This window comes from Heyndrickxia coagulans 36D1, from assembly GCF_000169195.2.
In the GTDB taxonomy this organism is placed as follows: domain Bacteria; phylum Bacillota; class Bacilli; order Bacillales; family Bacillaceae_C; genus Weizmannia; species Weizmannia faecalis.
Window position 1 is genome coordinate 387,799 of record NC_016023.1, and the last position, 19,252, is coordinate 407,050.

The window sequence follows — 19,252 nt, forward strand, 5'->3', positions numbered from 1 at the left end:
ATGCAAGGCACGCCCAAAAGATTTTTGCCCGGAACAGGCCGTGCCTGCTGCACTTTCAGCATCCCTTATTCTTCCAGCATACGGATCCGTTCCAGCATTGTTGGATGGTCATAGCGAAATATTTTGACGAGAAGCGGCGGATTGACTTCGCTTAGACCCGCTTTTGTTAAAATTTGGAACGTTTCAACCCCGGACTTTTTATCATGCGTCATCTGTATGGCATAACGATCCGCCCGCATCTCCTGGTAGCGCGATGCCCAGTTGGTAAGCGGGCTTGACGCAAAGAGGAGAACCGAGGAAATGAGCAAAAATAAAGGCAGCGAGCTGATGCTGGAAATCCCGGACATCCACCGCCCGCTTTTTTTCCACCGCCCAACCGCATTCATCCACCTGGCAATCAGCCACAGCCCGATGAGCATCATCAAAATATAGCCCGCGATGCCGAAGTAGATATGTTTTTCTACATAATGCCCCATCTCGTGTGCCATCACGAATAAAATTTCTTTATCATCCATACGGTTGAGGGTCGTGTCCCAGAGTACGATTCTTGAGTTGGAACCGATACCGGTGACATAAGCATTCAGGGCGTTTGTTTTTTCCGACATATTCACTTCGTACACATGATCAGCGGGAATGTGTGCTTTTTCCGCAAGCGCCAGTATTTTCGCCTCCAGCGCCTTATCTTTTAACGGATAAAAATCGTTATACAGCGGGTCAATCACGACCGGCTGGATAAACATCATGAATACCGTAAAAGGAATGGAAAGCAGCCAGGCCGGAAGCCACCATTTCCGCCCGAATTTTTTCATCAAGGCGTACAATACCGCGACGACAGCAAACATGATAGCAAAGTTTACCCAGAAATCGGTCAGTTCATCTTTCATCCATCCTGCAAAATCTTGGGTGGAAATGCCGTACGCTTTTGAAAAACGATGGGACAAATAACCGAACGGAAAGGTAAACAAAAAGGATGCAAGCGAAAACCAAAAGAAATAAACCGCGGTTTGAATGAGGCGGATGCGTGAAACTGCCGCTGCCCATTGTTCAAACATTTTGGAAATGCCAAGCACAAGTACCAAAAAATAAAACAGCCATTCATACGGCACGGATAGGAAAAAAAGCAGATTCCTGATTTTTGCGTATGCTTCGCTTAAAAACAATTGGCGGCCGCTCATAAAAGTAGCGGGATCTGCGGCTGTCCCTTTATATTGGGCGGGAAGAGCAGCATCGGCGTAATAAAACAAATACCAGTACATCAAAAGGCCGAACAGGATGTATGCCGCAATCGCCCGCAGCGCCCACTTCATCTTCACTCCACATGCACTCCTTCCTTGTCCTCTTCTATATATGTAGCCAAGGAAAAAGGCATTTAGAACAGCCAATACGGCTTTGCCTTAAAACAGAAAAGAATAAAAGCTCAACACCGCAATCGCCCCGAGCACGACAATGATGACATTCGCGCCGATGAACGCGAGGAGGATGGCCGTTCCCGCGCCGATTACCCCGAACAGCGGATCTTTTTGGATCAAAAACACTTTTGGAAAAATCAAGGCGCCTAAAATGGCGTACGGAACATTTTTTAAAATGCCTTCCAAAAATGGCGGCAGCGTTTTGTTTTGCAAAAGGACGAGCGGCAGCATCCGCGGCAAAAACGTCACGATGCCCATGCCGATAATCACGAGGAGGATGGTGCTCATTTTTCTTTCACCCGCTTTTTCCGTTTGTATGTTTCCGCTATTTCAACCAAAACAGCCGACAACAAAGTGGAGACGATGATGGACCAGCCTTCCTCCATGACGCCGTACCCGGTAAAAATGCTGTTGAACGCTGCTGAAAGGGCGGCAAGGAAAAGGACTTTCACACTTTTTTTCAAAGAGGGGACAAGGAGGCCAATAAACATCGCATATAAGGCAACCGTCATGCTTGCCTGCAAAAATTGCGGCAGGTTGGCTCCGATCACATACCCGATCCCGGAGCTCACGACCCAGCTGGCGTAAGCGATAAAAGTGACGCCAAATCCGTAGCCGAGCGGTATTTTTCCGTTCCGCGTGGCGAGCACCGAGAAAGTTTCATCCGTAATGCCGAACGCAAACAATCCGCGTTTCCATTTGCTTGGTTCTTCCACTTTTTGGCTCAAGGCAGCAGTCATAAGAAAATGGCGGATGTTGACGACAAAGGTGGTCAGGATAATGACAAACGGGCTTGTGCCGGCAGCAATCAAACTTAAACCCATATACTGGCTGGCGCCGGCGTATACAATCAGGCTCATCAGCACAGTCTCTATCAGTGTCAGCCCGGTTGTTTTAGACAACAGGCCGAATGTGAGCGCAATGGGAAAGTATCCGATCGCAATGCTTGCGCCTGCCTGCAGCCCGGGTTTAAAACTGCCTGTTTTTTCCTCCGCCATGGATGTTGCTTCCAACTTTTATCCCCCCAGCTTCGAAATGATGATCCAATATTCTTATATTTTCCTATTATACGCCTTGTCTGTTTTTCTAACAAGATGCCAAAAATCTGGCTTTTCGTTCCGAAGGGCACTGAAAAAGTGTTGTTTTATCAAGAAAGATGCAAAAAAACGGCGGGACACGATGAATGGTGGTGTCCCGCCGTTTCTTTTGGGCTTTTTCGAGCGGATTCCCGTTCCGCGGCGGATTTATTCTGATTGGCTTTGCATGCTTTTTTTGCTGTTTACTGCCGATTTTTTAATCGTTTTCAGCAGTCCCTACTTCCATATTGCAATTTTTCCAGAAAACCGTGCGCCTTTGGCTTTTCCGTAGCCCGATTTTTTATGGCCGGGCCGATTGTTTTTGCAATTGTTCTTTTAAAGACCTGCGCAAAATTTTTCCGGTTGTGTTTTTCGGAAGCTCATCCAGAAATTCAATTTCTTTCGGGACTTTGTATTTGGCAAGCCGTTCTTTGCAATAATCGAGCAATGCCTGTTCCGTCAGATTTTTGTTTTTCGATACGACATATACTTTCACGACTTCCCCTTGATTGGGGTCAGGGATGCCCACTGCAGCTGCCTCCACGACATCCGGATGGTCGTAAAGCACTTCTTCCACTTCGCGCGGATACACATTAAAACCGCCGACAATGACCATATCTTTCTTGCGGTCTACGATATAAAAGTAACCGTCTTCATCCATTCTCGCCATGTCCCCGGTATGCAGCCAGCCGTTCCGGATCGCAGCCGCCGTTTCTTCCGGCATTTTATAGTACCCTTTCATCACGTTCGGACCGCGTACTACGAGTTCGCCGACTTCGCCGACAGGCACCTCATTTCCAAGCTCATCCACGACTTTATTTTCAACATGGACAATATTGGTGCCGATCGATCCCGGTTTGCGCGGGCGGTCAAGCGGATTGAAGCAGGTAACCGGGGAGGCTTCCGACAATCCGTATCCTTCCGAAATGAGCACATTGAATTTTTTTTCAAAGTTTTTCAGAAGCGCAACCGGCATCGAAGCGCCGCCCGAGATGCATAGCCTGAGCGTGGCGAAGTCTTTCGGATCCCCGCCTTCATATTGGAACAAATAATTGTACATCGTCGGCACGCCGGCAAATATCGTTGCTTTGTAGCGGCTTGCCACCCGGAACACTTCTTTCGGGCTGAACTTCGGCAATATGAGCAGCGTTGCCCCGCTGATGAGCGGCGCATTCACAGCAACCGACAGGCAGAAAACGTGAAACATCGGCAAAGCCGTAATGACCCGGTCATCCGCGCTCATTTTCAAATAGGAGCCGATATCGCTCGCATTTGAATATAAATTTTTATGCGTAAGCATCGCCCCCTTTGGCTTTCCGGTCGTTCCGGACGTATACAAAATAACCGCCGTATCCCCTTCAGAAAGCGGCACTTCTTCAACGGACGGCGAACTTTCCGCCAGTATTTGTGAAAACGATTTCAATTTTGGGTGCGTATATTTTCCCGCTTTTGCCGGATCGGTTTCACAAATGATGTAATGCTCCACTTTCGGCAGCAGGGCATCGATCTTATCCACATATGGTACAAATAAATCAAGCGCCACGACTGCTTTCACATCGCCGTTATCCAATATGTAGCGAATTTCCTCCGGCGTGTAAATCGGGTTGACCGGTATCGTGGTCACGCCGGCCCGCATCGCCCCGTACAAGGCAATTATGAATTGCGGTGAATTGCCAAGCAGAAGGGCCATATGATCCCCTTTTTTGAGCCCGAGTTTTTTCAGCCCGTCCGCAAACTTTGAAACGGCCGTGTCAAGTTCCTTGTACGTAACAGGCTGATCCATAAAAATATAAGCTGTTTTGTCCGCGTTCATTTCCGCCGTCTTTTTTAAACTGGACGGTAAATTCAATTTCTCCCTCCCCTTTCTGAGTGAACAATCATTCATTCTACCCATTTATTATATAAAAACAATTAAAATATTTCAATACAAATTCCCGGATTGCCATTGGAACCCGGGAATTTGCGCGTTCTTAATAGATGAGGCTGATAAAATCTTCTTTCGTTATGTTGCCAAAATAATGCCGGATATCTATGCCTTCCAACGCTTTTTCAATACCGGCGCGCTCATAACGGCAGCCGGCCAGCTTTTCTTCTATATCCTTTACTTCCCCGATGCCGAAGAAATCGCCGTAAATTTTGCAGTTTTCGATGATCCCTTTGTTCACTTCAAGCCGTACATCGACCGTTCCCACCGGAAAACGCCGGGAATGTCGGAGATTGAATTTCGGCGATTTGCCATAGTTCCATTCCCATGTCTGGTACCGCTCTTTGGAAATTTGGCGGATTTTTTCCCAATCCTTTTCGGTCAGCTGATATTCCGGTATTTCCTTGCCGCCGAAAATGCTTTCCAAAAGCAATTGCCTGAATGCCGACATGGAGATCGGATGGTCGAGAAATTCGGAGATGTTGGCGACGCGGCTCCTCACTGACTTGATCCCTTTTGATTCGATTTTTTCTTTTTTGACCTTTAAAGCCTGTGCAACTTTATCAAGTTCTGAATTGAGCATCAACGTGCCGTGGCTGAACATGCGCCCGTTTGTGGAAAACTGCGCGTTCCCCGAAATTTTCCGGTCGCCAACTTGGATGTCATTGCGCCCGCTTAATTCCGCGTTTACACCGAGTTTGCGCAATGCCTGCACAACCGGATCGGTAAATTTGCGGAAATTGCTGAAGGACTCGCCGTCATCTTTTGTGATGAAACTGAAATTGATGTTGCCGAGATCATGGTACACCGCGCCGCCGCCGGAGAGCCTGCGGACGACGATGACACCATTTTTGTCCACGTAATCCGTATTGATTTCTTCGATGGTGTTTTGGTTGCGGCCGATAATAATCGACGGCTGGTTTATGTAAAAAAGTAAATAAGTTTCATTGATATCGAGATTTTTCAGGGCATACTCTTCGATGGCAAGGTTGATGCGCGGGTCGGTAATGCCCTGATTATCAATAAACAGCATAATGCCGCCTCCTTTATGCAAAATGTAAAGCAATCCCTTTCATTTTCATTATAGAACAAGGGATGCCCGTGGGCAATCTTTGATCTTTTCTCTATTTTTCTAAAAAATTCACCATTTCGCCATTGACATTTAAAAACTGTTATAATACAATTAAAAATATAATAAACAGTTATATAACAAAGGAGTCGTGAAAATGGTACAAAATATTTTAGACTTTTTCAAAAACCTGCCTGACAAATATTGCACAGAATGCGGTGAAAAAATCGATGAGCAGTCGGAATGCTATGGCAATACATGCCCGAACTGCCTGCATGTGAAAAGCCATGAATAACAAAAAGGGCAGCGCAAAGATAAAAAACGCCTTCACGCTGCCCGGTTGTTTTTCAGTTTACGGATAAAGCGGTTTTAGGCATGACATGCATTTTCCGCGCTGTCACGTGCACCTGGACCGTATATGTGCCGGGTTCTTTGATGACCGTTTTTGCGGTATAAATGCCGTGCTGATCATGCTTCGCTTCCAGCATCGAGCTGTTTTTATCCGAATTTTCCTTCCAAATTTCAAACTTCACTTCGTCTGCATCGTCTACTTTTTCTTTTCCTTGTGTGACAACCGCCTTTAACGGGATGCTTGTGCCGGCGTTAGCGGTTTTGGGCACGATGAGCTGCACTTTTACCATTTTCGCCGGTTTTACAGCCGCCTGCTCCTGTTTTCCGCATCCGGCAAAGAGCGATACGGCGATCAGGAACAAGCCCGCCAGAATCCACTTTTTCACCACTTCACCCTCTTTTTTCTGTTTTTACCGTTTATACTGAAAATACATGTTATAATGATCATACAAAATAACGCTTACATCCGTAAAGGGGGAGGCTGATTTGAAGAGAAAGATTGCACTTCTCGTGTTGTTCGTATTTTTGCTTCCGGCGCTTTCCTCCTGTGCGCCAAAAGGGGACCCGGTTGAACACTTTCAATTTAAGGACCAGGATGGGAAATCTTTCAGTCTGGACGATTTAAAAGGGAAAGTATGGGTGGCCGACTTTATTTTTACGAGCTGCAAAACGGTTTGCCCCCCGATGACGATGCATATGAGCGAATTGCAGGAGAAAATTAAAAAAGCGGGTTACAAAGATGTGGAGCTTGTATCTTTCAGCATCGACCCCGAAGTGGATACGCCGCAAAAGCTGAAACAATTTGCCAACCAATTTCACAGCGATTTTTCCATGTGGCATTTCCTTACCGGCTACTCGCAGAAAAAAATTGAAAAGTTTGCGATGAAAAATTTTAAAAACCCGGTCGCCAAATCGGATGGAAATGACCAGGTTGTCCACGGCACGAGTTTTTATGTCGTCAATAAAGACGGTGAGCTTATAAAAGACTTTGACGGAAGTGCGGACTTTGATGCTGAAAAAATCATGAAAGAAATTGAGAAACTGCGATAATCAAAAACGCCGGCTGCCGGCCGGCGCTTTTGATTATTTGTATTGTACATATACAACATGCGTTTGCAAGTATTCTTCGAGGCCGTGTTTGCCGTCTGCACCGCCGACGCCCGATTTTCTCCAGCCGGCGTGGAAGCCCTGGATCGCTTCAAAGCTTTCACGGTTCACATACGTTTCGCCAAACTTCAATTCATTGCTGGCACGCATCATTGTGTCTACATTGGAAGTGAAAATGGCAGAAGTCAGGCCGTATTGGCAGTCATTTGCCAGTTCAATCGCCTCATCAAGTGTTTTAAACGTCGCAATCGGGAGAACCGGCCCGAAAATTTCCTCGCGCATGATTTCCATTGTGTTATCGACATTGACAAGCACGGTCGGCTCATAATAGTAGCCTTTGTCCCTGCCAGCCGGTTTGCCGCCGGTTAACACTTTGGCGCCGCCTTCAACCGCTCTTTTCACCATTTGATCGACGCTTTCCAGTGCGCTTTTGCTGACAAGCGGCCCCATATCCAGCCCTTCTTCGGCAAGCGGGTCACCGAATTTGACGTCCTGCATGGCTTTGACGATTTTGCTGATAAACACATCTGCGACACTTTCTTGAACATATACGCGTTCTGTGCAGTTGCAAACCTGCCCGGTATTGATCACACGCGATTCAACAACCGATTTGACAGCAAGATCGATATCGGCATCGTCCATCACAATCGTCGGGGCTTTCCCGCCTAATTCAAGCGAAACTTTTGTAATATTGTCCGCGGCTGCCCGCATCACGGCCGCTCCTGCACTGTAACTGCCGGTAAGGCTGACCATGCCAACTTTCGGGTTGCGGGACAGTTCATCCCCGAGCGTGCTTCCGCTGCCTGTGACAATATTGATAACCCCTTTCGGCAGGCCGATTTTGTCAATGATTTTTGCAAATTCCAACGCATTGTTCGGCGATTCCCCGCTCGGTTTGATCACAATCGTATTTCCGGTAATCAGCGCCGGCGCTGCTTTACGGGCGATGAGGAAAAACGGGAAGTTCCATGGCAAAATGCCAGCAATGACGCCAATGGGGGCTTTGTAGACGAAAATGTTTTCTTTCGGGCGGTCGCTTGGCACGATTTCCCCTTCGTACCGCCGCGCCCAGCCGGCCATGTAGTCGATATAATCGGCTGTAAAATGGACTTCGGTTGTGGAAAGTTCCAGCGTTTTTCCGACTTCTTCTGAAATGACGCGCGCCAAAGCATCGGCGTTGCGGCGGATTTCCTGTGCTATCGCAGTTAAGTATTTGGCCCGTTCAGAAGAAGGACATTTTTCCCATGATTTCTGGGCACGTTCTGCCGCATCGATTGCCCTTCTGACATCCTCGATTGTTGCTTTCGGGACTTCGGAAATCACTTCTTCTGTTGCCGGGTTTATAACTTGGGAAGTTTCTTTTGAAGCAGCGTCTGTAAATTCCCCGTCAATATACATTTGGTATGTTTTTGTAGCCGTTTTCATCCTCTCCCAGCCTTTCAATCTGAAATTTTTTGTTTCTTCTTTTATTTTAATGTGGCTATGTTGGGGTGTCAAATAAAACAAACATAATTTATATAACTATGATGTTGTTTGTTTTTTGCTGTTCTTTGTCTATTGATTCAACAGATCGTCAAAAAGGTGGCACTTTCAGATACTTAAAGTTCCGCCATTCTTACAAGTTTTCGTGATCGTTCATATTCGCTGGACTTCTCTCCCAAGTCCGAAACCGGGTTGCGGGCTGCATGGGCTTTCTCGTTCCTCTGCAAAACAAATCCATCAGGAAACAAGCGAAAATCGAAGGAAAAATAAGATGAAAGGAGAAGGAAACGAATTCTTCAGGCGGCAGACACCAATTTGTTCTATTGTTCACATAGTTGTCCTTTTCTTTATGAATGGAAGAGCATTATAATAAGAGATGGAATAAAACTGGAATAGGGGAATTTGCGCTGCCGTTTTTTGTTGATCATCAGATGACCGGATAACCATTTAAACATTTTGAAAGAGATCGAGGTAATGAGCATGAAAAAAGGAATTTTATACATTGTTTTGTCTGCTATATTTTTCAGCACGATGGAAATTGCCATAAAAATGGTTGCCGGTACGTTTCATCCGATCCAATTGAACCTGCTTCGCTTTTTTATTGGCGCGGTTATATTGTCGCCATTGGCGTTTCAGCATATGAAAAAATATCATTTTCACATGACAAAGGACAGTTTTTTATTTTTTGTTGTAACCGGCTTTTTATGTGTTGTTATTAGCATGACATTTTACCAATTGGCCATTGTTTATACGAAAGCTTCCACCGTTGCGATTTTGTTCAGTTGCAACCCGCTGTTTGTTATTCCGCTCGCCCATTTTCTTTTAAAAGAGCGTCTTTCGAAGCGGACGCTGGTTGCATTGGGCATCAGCTTGGTCGGCATTTTGTTTATCGTCAACCCGTTTGAAATCCAAAGTCCATTTGGCATCATTGTTGCGCTTCTTTCGGCGGTTACGTTTGCGCTTTACAGTGTTGTCGGCAGAAAAGGCAGCCAGCAGTTTAAATGTGATGGTGTCATTTTAACCTGTTTGAGCTTTTTTACCGGCAGCATTGAAATTCTTGCGCTTGTATTGATTTCGAAAATTGGATTTGTTGCGGGCTGGCTGCGTTCCGTTGGCCTCGGCGTATTTGCAAATGTGCCCGTGTTCCGCGGAATTGCATGGCATACGCTGCCAAGCCTGATTTATATCGGCATTTTTGTCACCGGGCTCGGGTTTGCGTTTTACTTCCTTGCGATGGATGTAACAAGTGCATCAATGGCTTCGATGGTTTTCTTTATTAAGCCTGCACTGGCGCCAATTTTGGCCCTCATTTTTCTGAGAGAAGCGATTACGCCGGCTGTTACGGTCGGGATTATCCTGATCGTCGCGGGTTCGCTGATGACGTTGTTGCCAGCCGGAAGCAAACAGCCCGAACTCAGGGTCAGCCGGGCAAAAAACAGATAATCTTTTAGGCACAAGTGTGATCCGCACTTGTGCCTTTTGGTTTACTGATTCAAATGTTCCGCTGCAGTTGTTGGTGTAACGGCTCGTTTTTCCCCGTCCCGAACGGTCCCGAACCGTTCTTTTTCAATTTCTTCCAGCGTTTTTCCTTGTGTAGACGGTGCGAGCGCGATTCCGATGATACAATGGATGACAAGGAATACGATCATTACAATTCCCGCTACTTTAAAACTGAGCGTGTCCATAATGGTCGGAAGCAGAAAAGACCAGATGGCAATTCCGAACCGGACGAGGAAATAAATGAACCCTTGTGCGCCCGCGCGGTACCGGGTCGGAAACAGTTCGCTCGCCCACAAGCCGTAAAACGCCTGGGCGCCGAATCCGGCAGCGCTTCCCCAGAGAATAACAAAGGCAAAAAGGGAGAACCAATTCATCCCTGTAAAAGTCAAAATAAGCCATGCGGCAATGCCCATCACCGCCCCTAAACCAAAGAGGAAACGCCGGCTGTAACGGTCACCCAGCCTCATAAAGACAACATAGGTTGTCAGCACCGTTAACGCCCAGAGGAAAGCTTGCAGCAAGTTCGCCTGTTCGTTCGTCAGGCCGCCAACATTTTGGTAAATATAGGGCATAAAGTACCCCATTGCCCCTGCCGTTAAGTTCCAGAATAGATAAATGCCGATCAGTAAAAAGAGGGCCTGGCGGTTTACTTTTAAACGAAATAATTCTTTCAAGGAGCTTCTTGATTTTTTCCCCAGCCGGGCGTCGGTTTTTTCTTTTTCTTTATCTTCTTTCCAGATGGCTGATTCTTCAAGCCCCTGGCGGATATACCAAGTGATGAATGCGATGACTAATAGATGGAGGAAAATAATCCGGCTGCCGAGCAGGCCAAGCGGCGCAAGCAAAACGGCGAGCAGAAACGTGATCATTGGCCCCGTTGACCATGCCAATTGCGCCGTACCTACATGGGCCGCACGCTTTGAATGCGGGGCTTCTTCCGCAATATATGTCCACGAAGCAGGCACCCCTGTTCCTACGGCTACCCCGGTAATAATGGTGCCGATTAACAGCATCGGAAAGTTGACGGAAACCGCAATCAAAAACACACCAAGCATATATACAAGCAAATCATACGTGTAGATAAATTTTCTGCCGTATTTATCGGTTAAATACCCGCCGAACAGTGCTCCGATTGCCGCGCCAAATGCGTTGGCACTGAGGGCGCTTAACAAACCCACGGAAATGCTGTTTAAGTGCAGGTAAGCCTGCCAGAGCGTCAAACTGCTGGCTGCTGCGATAATGGAACCGGCTTCAATGTAATTGGCCATGGCAACCGAAATTGTCGCTTTCCAGCCGGTCGTGCTTTTGCTTCCTATTCTCGCCATTTCTTCTCCGCCTTTCTGTTATCATTTTTATGAAGGGTTTGATATCGCTTACAATGTGAACTGCTGGAGTTCTGAATGGGATGGCTGTTAGGTCAGGTGAAAAACTTCCTTTAATGCAACAGACACAGGGCTGTTATCGGGATTGGTTTCCATTAGCGGTTCCATATAGTCCCACCATTTTCTGCAAATCTCTGTATCTGCCATTTTTTCATAGAGCGCTTCATCTTCCACTTCCAAATAAGCAAATAACCGACCCGTTTCTTCATCCAAAAAAATCGAATAATTACGGGCCCCGTGCGCCTTTAATTCTTTTGACATTTCCGGCCAGATATGGTCATGCCGGCGCTTGTATTCCTCATATTGATCCTTATGCACAAACATTACACTCGCTTTTCTGATCACATTTTACCCCTCGATTTCCTTTATTTTAAAATCTTCTATCTTATTACCAGATGAAAAATCCGCCAGCAGTCCGATATACAAACCATCAAAAGCAATCTGTATGGCTTTTTCCGCCGCCCTTATTCCTTCCATGTTATATTGATTGTTGGGCAGCGGGACAAACAAGCCGCCATGCGTGCACTTCAAAATTTGGTTCAGAAACCGCTTTCTTTAACTGGTTTGTGAAAACCCTTCTTCACATTTCCTATACTAGCGAAAGAACAAACATAAATCAATATAAAAAAAGATTTTTTTATTTATTTTATTGTACTTTTGTTGTTTTCTTTTTTAAACGGACGATTTTTGCTAAAATGGACTTATCAGAGAAAAGGATACAGGACAGGAACGGGGTTGGGGACATGCTGGCTTTTGAACGGAGAGATAAAATTTTAAATACGCTGTACCGGGAGAAAAAAGTGTATGTTGCCAATTTGGCAAAGGAGTTTCAAGTAACGGAAGAGACGATCAGGCGAGATCTGGAGAAGCTTGAAAAAGAAGGAATTGTGACGCGGACATACGGGGGTGCTGTGCTCAATCTCCATACAAATGAAGATCTCCCCTACCAGACAAGATTCACCGTCAATATGGAAGCAAAGCAAAACATTGCCGGCAAGCTGCAGCCGCTCATTTCAGACGGAAATACGATTGTGGCGGATGCGAGCTCGACCGTGTTGGAAGCGTTAAAAGAGTTGAACAGAACGAAAGAGGGACTTGTCGTCTTAACCAATTCTGCCATCGCATTAAGCGAACTGGCCCAGTCAAACATTCAGCTTCTGTCAACAGGCGGAGCGCTGCGGAAACGTTCCAATTCGCTGGTCGGTTCTGTTGCTGAACATGCTGTGCGCCAATACAATGTCGATGTGGCGCTGTTCAGTTGTAAAGGCATTTCCATGGTGCGGGGGATCACCGACTCGAATGAAGCGGAAAGCCATATTAAAAAGGAAATGCTCAAACAGGCAAATAAAGTCATTCTGCTCGCGGACAAAAGCAAATTCGACAAAATTGCCTTTGTCCATTTTGCGGATTTTTCGGCTGTTGACTTTGTGGTCACAGATGAAAAACCGAGTGATGAATGGCTCCGTTTTTTCAAAGATCATCAGGTGGATATTGTTTACTGACAAACAGGGCGCCGCATGCGGCACCCTGTTTGTTTTTTAACTGACTATCGTCATCAGCTGGTCACTGGCAACAACTTTTTTCCGGTCCGTTTCCAGCACCTCAACATAATTGTCCGCGTTCGTGATCACAACCGGGGAAGTTAAATCGTACCCGGCTGCTTCGATTTCAGGAATATCAAATTCGATTAACATTTCACCTTTTTCAACCGGCTGGCCTTTTTTCACATGGACATGATAATATTTTCCTTCGAGCCGGACCGTATCAATACCGATATGAATCAAAATTTGAATGCCGGTTTTGGACGTGATGCCGATCGCGTGCCCGCTCGGAAACACCGCCGTTACCGTCCCGCTGATCGGCGCAAAAAGCTTGCCAACAGAAGGCTTAATGCCGACCCCTTTGCCGAGTATGCCGGAAGAAAATGCAGGATCATTGACTTGCTCAAGCGGGATCGTTTCCCCTGTAAACGGGCTGGCGATCATTTCCTTTTTCTGATATCGCACCGGTTCTTCCGTTTTCTTATGCGGGATACCTCCGGCAACGGCCGGTTCTTTGTTTTTGCACCCGAATAAAACGACCATAACCGGCTCGCCTCCGCCCCGGGCATTCAAAATGGATGTCGCCGTGTCCATCATCTGATGAAACAATTGATCCTCAAGGCCGGATATTTCTGCCGCATCCGGGCGTCCGGTTAATCTGCCCGGCTGCATGACCGGGTTTTCAAAGCCAGAAGTTTCTTCCCGTTGCCCGCTTTCCATCCGGACTAGATGCAGATATTTTAACATGTCATTGTGCACTTCCCCGGCATTTATCCCTGTCACAATATGAAAATACCCGCCGGAAACAGCGGCCGAAATCACCCCGTCAAGCTCCTCTACCGCCGCTTTTTTTGCCCGCCCCGGGTCTTTTAATTTAAAGCGGAGCCTTGTTGAGCAGTGGAAAACCGCTTGAATATTTTCCCCGCCTCCCGAAAGCTGCACCAGTTTACTGGCCAATCGTTCGTAGCCCACCTCTCTCACCCTTTCCTTTACACCATCTCTAATCTTATTATAAGCCCCTGCAGAAAGCGCTTTTATACCCGTTCATGACAAGTTTGTGAAAGTTTTATCATTGTTTCCGAAAAAGGGGCTGCTTTTGTGATCGCTTCACATGGAAAATGGCGGAAACCTGTCTTTTACAGCAATGTCCGGCAAGCCCTTGAAATATAAAATACCGGCATGCAGCTCCATTTACAAATACAACTATAGTCGGACTAACCATTCCTCCTTTACGTGTTGCCTGAAGCAATTTATCCTGTTCGTCATATTTTGCAATAAAAAAGCAGCAGGATCGGCCAATATGGCTTCGTCCTGCTGCTTTTACAGCAAATCTCTTATGCTTCTACCGGAGAGGCTGCTCCTTCCTTTTCTGCCATCCTGTGAAGATGTCTAAATTTCACAACAAAGTACAGAAGGGAAAGAAAGATAAACGCTGCAAAAAAGACCGAAAGCTTATCAACATTTTGCCACATGTAGCTGAAATCGCCGCTTGAAATCACCGCTTTGAACATTTGCAGCGAATAGGTCATCGGCATCAGATCATGAACACCCTGAAGCGGTTTTGGAATCAATTCAAGCGGGAATGTACCTGCACTTGTCGTCAGTTGCAAAATCAAAATGATGACGGCAATGTATCTGCCCGGGTTGGCGAATGCCGCAACCAAAAAGTGAATGATCGCCATATAGGTCAGGCTTGTCACAATGGTTGCGATCATAAACAGCGGCACACTTTGCACATGCAATTTCAGCAGATCAAGCAGAATGAAATCTGCCAAAAGCGATTGTAAGACGCCAATCAGTGCCATGACGCCGAATTTTCCAAGAAACCAGGTTACCCCGTTTTTCGGCATGATTGCCGGTGCTTTTACATTGTAGATAATCGTCAGCAATAATCCGCCGACAAAAAGCCCGAGCGATAAGAAATACGGTGCAAGGCCGGTACCATAGTTCGGCACTTTTGTCACAGCATCATGATTCAGACGGACCGGGCTGCTCATCATATTATAAGTGGCGCCGGTCGGGTTGATGGCTCCGGCCTGGTCAGCCGCTTTGCCAAGTTTATTGCTCAGTTTGTCTGCGCCGGCATTTAATTGGCCTGTGCCGGAAACAAGGTTGCCCGCACCGTTGTTCAACTGCTTGCTGCCGCTTTGCAACTGGCCTGCGCCGTTTAACAATTGGGACGTGCCTTTTACGAGCACGCTTGAGCCGTTTGCAAGCGATTGTGTACCGTTCGTCAATTCGTTTGAACCGTCTGCCAGTTTTCCGGTCCCTTCTGCAAGCGTGCTTGACCCGTCTGCCAGTTGTTTCGTTCCGGTTACGAGCTGACCTGATCCTCTAGAAAGCTGGCCAAGCCCGGATGCAACCGCCGTCGCCCCGGATTCAAGGCTGTTTGCGCCAGATGCAGCTTGTTGCAGTTTCCCGTTAAAAATGGTTGCGTTTTTGACGAATGCATTTTGGCCGCTTGCAAGTTGCTGTGCGCCAGCATTCAAAGTATTGGCACCTTTGGTAAGTTGGTCAATACCAGTTTGCAATTTTTGCTGCCCGCTGCTTACCTTTGTAAGCCCTTCGTTCAGGTCGGAAAAGTACGGAGCAATCGCCTGTTGAATTTGGCTTTGCAAAGCGGCTTGCGTAGAGGCAGACCCGCTGGTTAACGATGCCAAAAGCTTATTTTTGACCTCGTCTTGGAATGCTTGTTGGAATTCCTGTTTCTTTTTATCTGTATAATTACTTAAGATTTGGTTGGAAACCGTCTGATACGTTTCGGGTGGCAGCACTTGTTTTAACTGGCTGAGCAAGTTTTCTGCCTGTGCCTTTTGCTGGTCAAACATGCTACCGCTCATCGCATCGATTTGTGACTGAACACGAGGGGACATCATCGTTTTCTCCATCTGGCTTGTAATGCCCGCTGCAAGCTTTTCAGGCAACTTTTGTTGCAGCTCTTTTACGCCGCTTTGCACTTTGGCGGTGCCGCTCGTTAACGCCGGAAGCTTTTTGTTTGCCTCATTTAAGCCATTACTTAATGTGGCGCTCCCGTTTGCCACCTTGTCGGCACCAGATTGAAGCTGTTTCGACGCATCAAGCAACTGGCCACTTGCCGTCTGCAGCTGGTTCATGCCTGAGGCCAACGATTTTGAACCATTTGCGACCTTGTCAGCACCCGATTTTGCCTCCGACAGCCCGTTTGAAAAAGTAACCGAGCTTGCCGCCAATTGGGCTAAATGGTTTTTCAAGGAAACGGCGCCGCTGTTCGCCTGGGCAATTCCTTCGCCGAGCGTGCGTGAACCGTTATACAGTTTCAAAGCGCCCTTGTTTAAATCAGCCGCGCCGTTATGAACCCGACCGATGCCGTCGTTCAAGGCTGTAGCGCCGGTCAATAAATTTTCCGTTCCTTTTCTTAAGACAACTGCGCCGTCGTTTAGTTTTCCGCTCCCTTTGGCAAGGCTACTTGCCCCGTTTCCGGCAGACCGGTAGCCGTTTGCCATCTCTTTCACTTTGCCGAATACTTCTTCCGCATACGTTTTTGTCACCTGTTCTGCAACGCTCGATTTTATTTTTGTCATTGCAGATTCTTCAATTTTGGAAGAAGTGTAGTTCATTGCTTGGTTTTGAATATAGTTCAACTGCAATTTTTTTGGGTTTTTATCCAGTAATGTGGTTGCGTTTTTAGAGAAATCTTCAGGGATCTCTATAATCATATAATATTGGTTATCGTTCAGTTTTTTCTCCGCTGTTTGCTTATCGACAAAGTGAAAATCAAAACTGTCCTTTTCCTTTAAATTTTTGATGAGCTTATCCCCGAGGGCGAGATGTTCCCCCTCCATTTGTGCTCCTTTGTCTTCATTTACAACGGCAACCGGCAATTTTTCAAGATGCCCGTACGGATCCCAAAAAGACCAGATAAACATGCCGGCATATAAAATTGGCACAAGAATAATGGCTGCCGTTTCAATCAGCTTTTTCGGCGAACGTAAAATATTCCGTATTTCCGCGAACCATAAATTGTCCATCTAAAATACCTCCTTTTCCAACCGAAAAATCAGTTCTGCAGCCCTTTTAACAAATACAGTTCAAACGCCTCCGCGATTTCCTCTTTCGACAGGGAATCATGGTGCTTTTCCCAGTCAAAAATAATGGCGACGTACAGTTTAAACATGATAAAAGCGGTCAGTTCCGGATTGCACGGTTTGATTTTCCCCGCCTGTATCGCCCGTTCGAGCATCCCCTTCAAATAGTCAATGATCCGCTCTTCAATTTTCTCGACCATGTCATTGACGGCCGGCGTTCCCATTTCTTTCTGCTCTTCAAATAATTTAAGCGTCAGCTGATGGGTTTTGCGGAATTCAAGGATGCTGAACAGAGCGGAATGCAGATTGGCATAAAAGGAAGCATCTGGATCCATTGACGCTTCTGCCACCTGCTCCATTTCATCAATCAGGCGGGCAATGATTTCATGGAATAATTCTTCTTTATTGCGGAAAAAGTTATAAATGGTCCCTTTTCCAACATTGGCCATTTTCGCGATCAGATCCATTGTTGTCGCTTTATAACCATACTGGGCAAAAGATTTTGTAGCAGCGTTTAATATTTGCAGCCTGCGGTCCGTTTCCAAGCTTTCCACCTCCCTCGAGAACAATTGACTATTTTGGTTTTTTGGTCATTTTTGCACAAAAAGTAATATACCACGTTTCCCCTTGAACATCAAGTAATTGCATTCAGTGAATCTGCTTCTTGCCAAAACGAATCATTCAAGCTTTTCATTTTTCAGCTTGCCCGCTTCTTCAAATAAAGCATTTCTCCATTGGGGAGTGCGCGCTGATGCGGCATACTTACCTGGCAACGCGCCGGAAAAATTTATACATGCCTGACTCCCGTTTCGGGACAATAAAAACGGCAGGTGCCAGTCGAATGCACCCTACCGCTTCTTCACTGTCTATTAAAATTCAGCCTTGAGTTGGAAGTACCGGAGCATCTCGCCAACCGCCGCCCTTCCCTGGGAGATGCAGTCCGGCACGCCGACCCCGTTAAACGAGCTGCCGGCAAAAGAAATGCCCGGCAATTCATGTTTGGCTGCCGCTAAAATCTTATCCATTCTTTCTTTATGGCCTACCGTATATTGCGGCATTGCATATTTCCAGCGGGAAACAACCGTAAACTCCGGTTCTGCTGTAATTTCCATGATTTTATTCAAATCTTCCAGCACGATTTTCTGGATCCTGTCATCTGCGAGATCGACGACCGCGGCTTCCGCCGACCGGCCGATATAACAACGCAGCAACGCTTTTCCTTCCGGTGCGGTGTGCGGCCATTTTTTATGCGTCCACGTGCAGGCTGTAATTGTATAATCACTGTTTCTCGTCACCACAAAGCCTGTCCCGTCAATGTCTTTTTTTACCGCGCTCTCCGGAAACGCCATCGATACGGTTGCGACGGACGTGGATGGCACCTTTTCGAGCGGCGCAAAAAAAGCATACTTTGAAAAAATATGGGGGAGCGAAAAATGGGGGAGGGCTGAAATAATATAATCCGCTTTCATGTGGGTTCCATTTGTCAATGTGATCCTGTAATCCCCGCCGCCCGCGCTTTTTTCAATCGCGTCCACCGTCACACCCTTCATGACTGCCTCAGCGCCGATTTTTTCCTCAAGTGCTTCAACGAGCGTTTCAAGGCCGTTTTGAAAGGTTAAAAAAGCCCCCTTTTTCCGGGTAGGCCTGGAGTCTTGCGCAAATTCCGCTGCTACTTTTTTCATGCCGAGGATCAGGCTGCGGTGCTTTTGGACAGCCTCGAAAAATTGAGGCTGCGTTGCCAGCACGCTCAGCTCGTCGACATCCCCGGCATATACCCCGAACAATAATGGTTCAACAAGGTTTTCCAGCACTTCTTCACCGAGCCGGTAGCGGACAAAATCCCCGACTGACTGGTCTTCACCGGTATTTTTCCGGGGCAGGATCAAATCGCAGAGCGCCCGGATTTTGCCGGTAACGGAAAACAAAGGAGAAGCAAAAAAAGGCGCTAATCTTGTCGGAATGCCCATCACAGACCCTCTTGGCACCGGATAGAGCTGTTGGTTTAATAAAATATAAGATTTGCCTGTCGCATTGGATACGAGGGAAGGCGAAAGCCCGAGATCTTCTGCCAGATGCAAAGCGCTTTGCTTTCTTGCCAGAAAAGAATCCGGCCCGCGTTCAATGACAAATCCGGCACGCCTGACCGTCTGGATTTTGCCGCCAAGCCGGCGCCCTTTTTCCAACAATATCACATCAAGCGGCAGCTGTTGGTCCTCAACAAGGCGCCGCAAATAATAAGCAGCTGTCAAGCCGGTGATTCCGCCGCCAAGTACAGCTACTTTTTTTCTGTTTCCGGCCATGGTCAGCACCTTCTTTGGCAATAATGTCATGTTTTATGGAAATACGT

Annotated in this window: 18 protein-coding genes; 4 read left to right on the forward strand and 14 right to left on the reverse strand. The window is 46.8% G+C overall.

What is annotated here, in order from left to right; all coding sequences use genetic code 11:
* Positions 1–65: 65 nt before the first annotated feature.
* The 5 genes from BCOA_RS19135 to BCOA_RS19160 form a co-directional block, all read right to left on the reverse strand.
* Positions 66–1,313, reverse strand: coding sequence for a M48 family metallopeptidase (locus tag BCOA_RS19135; RefSeq protein ID WP_017550207.1), 1,248 nt, complete (start codon positions 1,311–1,313; stop codon positions 66–68).
* Between the two features lie 81 nt (positions 1,314–1,394).
* Positions 1,395–1,697: an AzlD domain-containing protein gene (locus BCOA_RS19140; protein ID WP_014095768.1), complete on the reverse strand. Its 303-nt coding sequence runs from the start codon at positions 1,695–1,697 to the stop codon at positions 1,395–1,397.
* Positions 1,694–2,422 (reverse strand): AzlC family ABC transporter permease, encoded by a 729-nt coding sequence (locus BCOA_RS19145; RefSeq protein WP_041817857.1) that lies wholly within the window; start codon positions 2,420–2,422, stop codon positions 1,694–1,696. The genes BCOA_RS19140 and BCOA_RS19145 overlap by 4 nt, the downstream gene beginning before the upstream one ends.
* Positions 2,423–2,786: 364 nt before the next feature.
* The gene (locus BCOA_RS19155) at positions 2,787–4,334 is read right to left on the reverse strand and encodes a fatty acid--CoA ligase family protein (protein ID WP_014095770.1); all 1,548 of its coding nucleotides are present in this window, start codon (positions 4,332–4,334) and stop codon (positions 2,787–2,789) included.
* Positions 4,335–4,455: 121 nt separating this feature from the next.
* Entirely contained in the window at positions 4,456–5,442 is a 987-nt protein-coding gene (locus BCOA_RS19160) for a lipoate--protein ligase (RefSeq protein WP_014095771.1), read from the reverse strand.
* Between the two features lie 193 nt (positions 5,443–5,635).
* On the opposite strand from BCOA_RS19160, the gene yhfH reads away from it, so the two are divergent.
* Complete coding sequence (gene yhfH, locus BCOA_RS34505; protein ID WP_014095772.1) at positions 5,636–5,773, forward strand: protein YhfH; 138 nt, start codon at positions 5,636–5,638, stop codon at positions 5,771–5,773.
* Between the two features lie 52 nt (positions 5,774–5,825).
* Here yhfH and BCOA_RS19165 read toward each other — a convergent pair whose 3' ends face one another.
* Positions 5,826–6,215 (reverse strand): FixH family protein, encoded by a 390-nt coding sequence (locus tag BCOA_RS19165; protein ID WP_041817860.1) that lies wholly within the window; start codon positions 6,213–6,215, stop codon positions 5,826–5,828.
* Between the two features lie 100 nt (positions 6,216–6,315).
* On the opposite strand from BCOA_RS19165, the gene BCOA_RS19170 reads away from it, so the two are divergent.
* A complete protein-coding gene (locus BCOA_RS19170) occupies positions 6,316–6,879 on the forward strand; it encodes an SCO family protein (protein WP_014095774.1) in 564 nt (187 codons plus the stop codon).
* A gap of 33 nt (positions 6,880–6,912) precedes the next feature.
* On the opposite strand, the gene aldA is transcribed toward BCOA_RS19170, so the two are convergent.
* Positions 6,913–8,361: an aldehyde dehydrogenase gene (gene aldA / locus BCOA_RS19175; protein WP_014095775.1), complete on the reverse strand. Its 1,449-nt coding sequence runs from the start codon at positions 8,359–8,361 to the stop codon at positions 6,913–6,915.
* Positions 8,362–8,892: 531 nt separating this feature from the next.
* Between aldA and BCOA_RS19180 the strand changes: the two genes are divergently transcribed.
* Positions 8,893–9,861 carry a DMT family transporter gene (locus BCOA_RS19180; RefSeq protein ID WP_026683738.1) on the forward strand — a complete coding sequence of 323 codons (969 nt, stop codon included), beginning with the start codon at positions 8,893–8,895 and terminating at the stop codon, positions 9,859–9,861.
* A gap of 41 nt (positions 9,862–9,902) precedes the next feature.
* On the opposite strand, the gene BCOA_RS19185 is transcribed toward BCOA_RS19180, so the two are convergent.
* The 3 genes from BCOA_RS19185 to BCOA_RS35250 all read right to left on the reverse strand — a co-directional run bounded on the left by BCOA_RS19185 (position 9,903) and on the right by BCOA_RS35250 (position 11,810).
* Positions 9,903–11,243 carry an MFS transporter gene (locus tag BCOA_RS19185; protein WP_014095777.1) on the reverse strand — a complete coding sequence of 447 codons (1,341 nt, stop codon included), beginning with the start codon at positions 11,241–11,243 and terminating at the stop codon, positions 9,903–9,905.
* 87 nt (positions 11,244–11,330) lie between these two features.
* Positions 11,331–11,645 (reverse strand): L-rhamnose mutarotase, encoded by a 315-nt coding sequence (gene rhaM / locus BCOA_RS19190; RefSeq protein ID WP_014095778.1) that lies wholly within the window; start codon positions 11,643–11,645, stop codon positions 11,331–11,333.
* Between the two features lie 3 nt (positions 11,646–11,648).
* On the reverse strand, positions 11,649–11,810 hold the full coding sequence (locus BCOA_RS35250) for a hypothetical protein (protein ID WP_155245489.1): 162 nt from the start codon (positions 11,808–11,810) through the stop codon (positions 11,649–11,651).
* A gap of 233 nt (positions 11,811–12,043) precedes the next feature.
* On the opposite strand from BCOA_RS35250, the gene BCOA_RS19200 reads away from it, so the two are divergent.
* Positions 12,044–12,802 carry a DeoR/GlpR family DNA-binding transcription regulator gene (locus tag BCOA_RS19200; RefSeq protein WP_026683736.1) on the forward strand — a complete coding sequence of 253 codons (759 nt, stop codon included), beginning with the start codon at positions 12,044–12,046 and terminating at the stop codon, positions 12,800–12,802.
* Between the two features lie 36 nt (positions 12,803–12,838).
* Here BCOA_RS19200 and BCOA_RS19205 read toward each other — a convergent pair whose 3' ends face one another.
* The 4 genes from BCOA_RS19205 to hemY form a co-directional block, all read right to left on the reverse strand.
* A complete protein-coding gene (locus tag BCOA_RS19205) occupies positions 12,839–13,798 on the reverse strand; it encodes a glucose PTS transporter subunit IIA (protein ID WP_100183719.1) in 960 nt (319 codons plus the stop codon).
* 377 nt (positions 13,799–14,175) lie between these two features.
* The gene (locus BCOA_RS19210; RefSeq protein ID WP_014095781.1) at positions 14,176–16,848 is read right to left on the reverse strand and encodes a YhgE/Pip domain-containing protein; all 2,673 of its coding nucleotides are present in this window, start codon (positions 16,846–16,848) and stop codon (positions 14,176–14,178) included.
* Positions 16,849–16,877: 29 nt separating this feature from the next.
* Positions 16,878–17,450: a TetR/AcrR family transcriptional regulator gene (locus BCOA_RS19215; RefSeq protein WP_014095782.1), complete on the reverse strand. Its 573-nt coding sequence runs from the start codon at positions 17,448–17,450 to the stop codon at positions 16,878–16,880.
* A gap of 324 nt (positions 17,451–17,774) precedes the next feature.
* The gene (gene hemY / locus BCOA_RS19220; protein WP_014095783.1) at positions 17,775–19,205 is read right to left on the reverse strand and encodes a protoporphyrinogen oxidase; all 1,431 of its coding nucleotides are present in this window, start codon (positions 19,203–19,205) and stop codon (positions 17,775–17,777) included.
* Positions 19,206–19,252: the final 47 nt, after the last annotated feature.

Excerpts from the sequence above, each read along its gene's own strand:
- BCOA_RS19140 (WP_014095768.1), bottom strand. The coding sequence starts at position 1,697 with ATGAGCACCATCCTCCTCGTGATTATCGGCATGGGCATCGTGACGTTT.
- BCOA_RS19160 (WP_014095771.1), bottom strand. The coding sequence starts at position 5,442 with ATGCTGTTTATTGATAATCAGGGCATTACCGACCCGCGCATCAACCTT.
- yhfH (WP_014095772.1), top strand. The coding sequence starts at position 5,636 with ATGGTACAAAATATTTTAGACTTTTTCAAAAACCTGCCTGACAAATAT.
- aldA (WP_014095775.1), bottom strand. The coding sequence starts at position 8,361 with ATGAAAACGGCTACAAAAACATACCAAATGTATATTGACGGGGAATTT.
- BCOA_RS19180 (WP_026683738.1), top strand. The coding sequence starts at position 8,893 with ATGAGCATGAAAAAAGGAATTTTATACATTGTTTTGTCTGCTATATTT.
- BCOA_RS19185 (WP_014095777.1), bottom strand. The coding sequence starts at position 11,243 with ATGGCGAGAATAGGAAGCAAAAGCACGACCGGCTGGAAAGCGACAATT.
- BCOA_RS19200 (WP_026683736.1), top strand. The coding sequence starts at position 12,044 with ATGCTGGCTTTTGAACGGAGAGATAAAATTTTAAATACGCTGTACCGG.
- BCOA_RS19210 (WP_014095781.1), bottom strand. The coding sequence starts at position 16,848 with ATGGACAATTTATGGTTCGCGGAAATACGGAATATTTTACGTTCGCCG.
- hemY (WP_014095783.1), bottom strand. The coding sequence starts at position 19,205 with ATGGCCGGAAACAGAAAAAAAGTAGCTGTACTTGGCGGCGGAATCACC.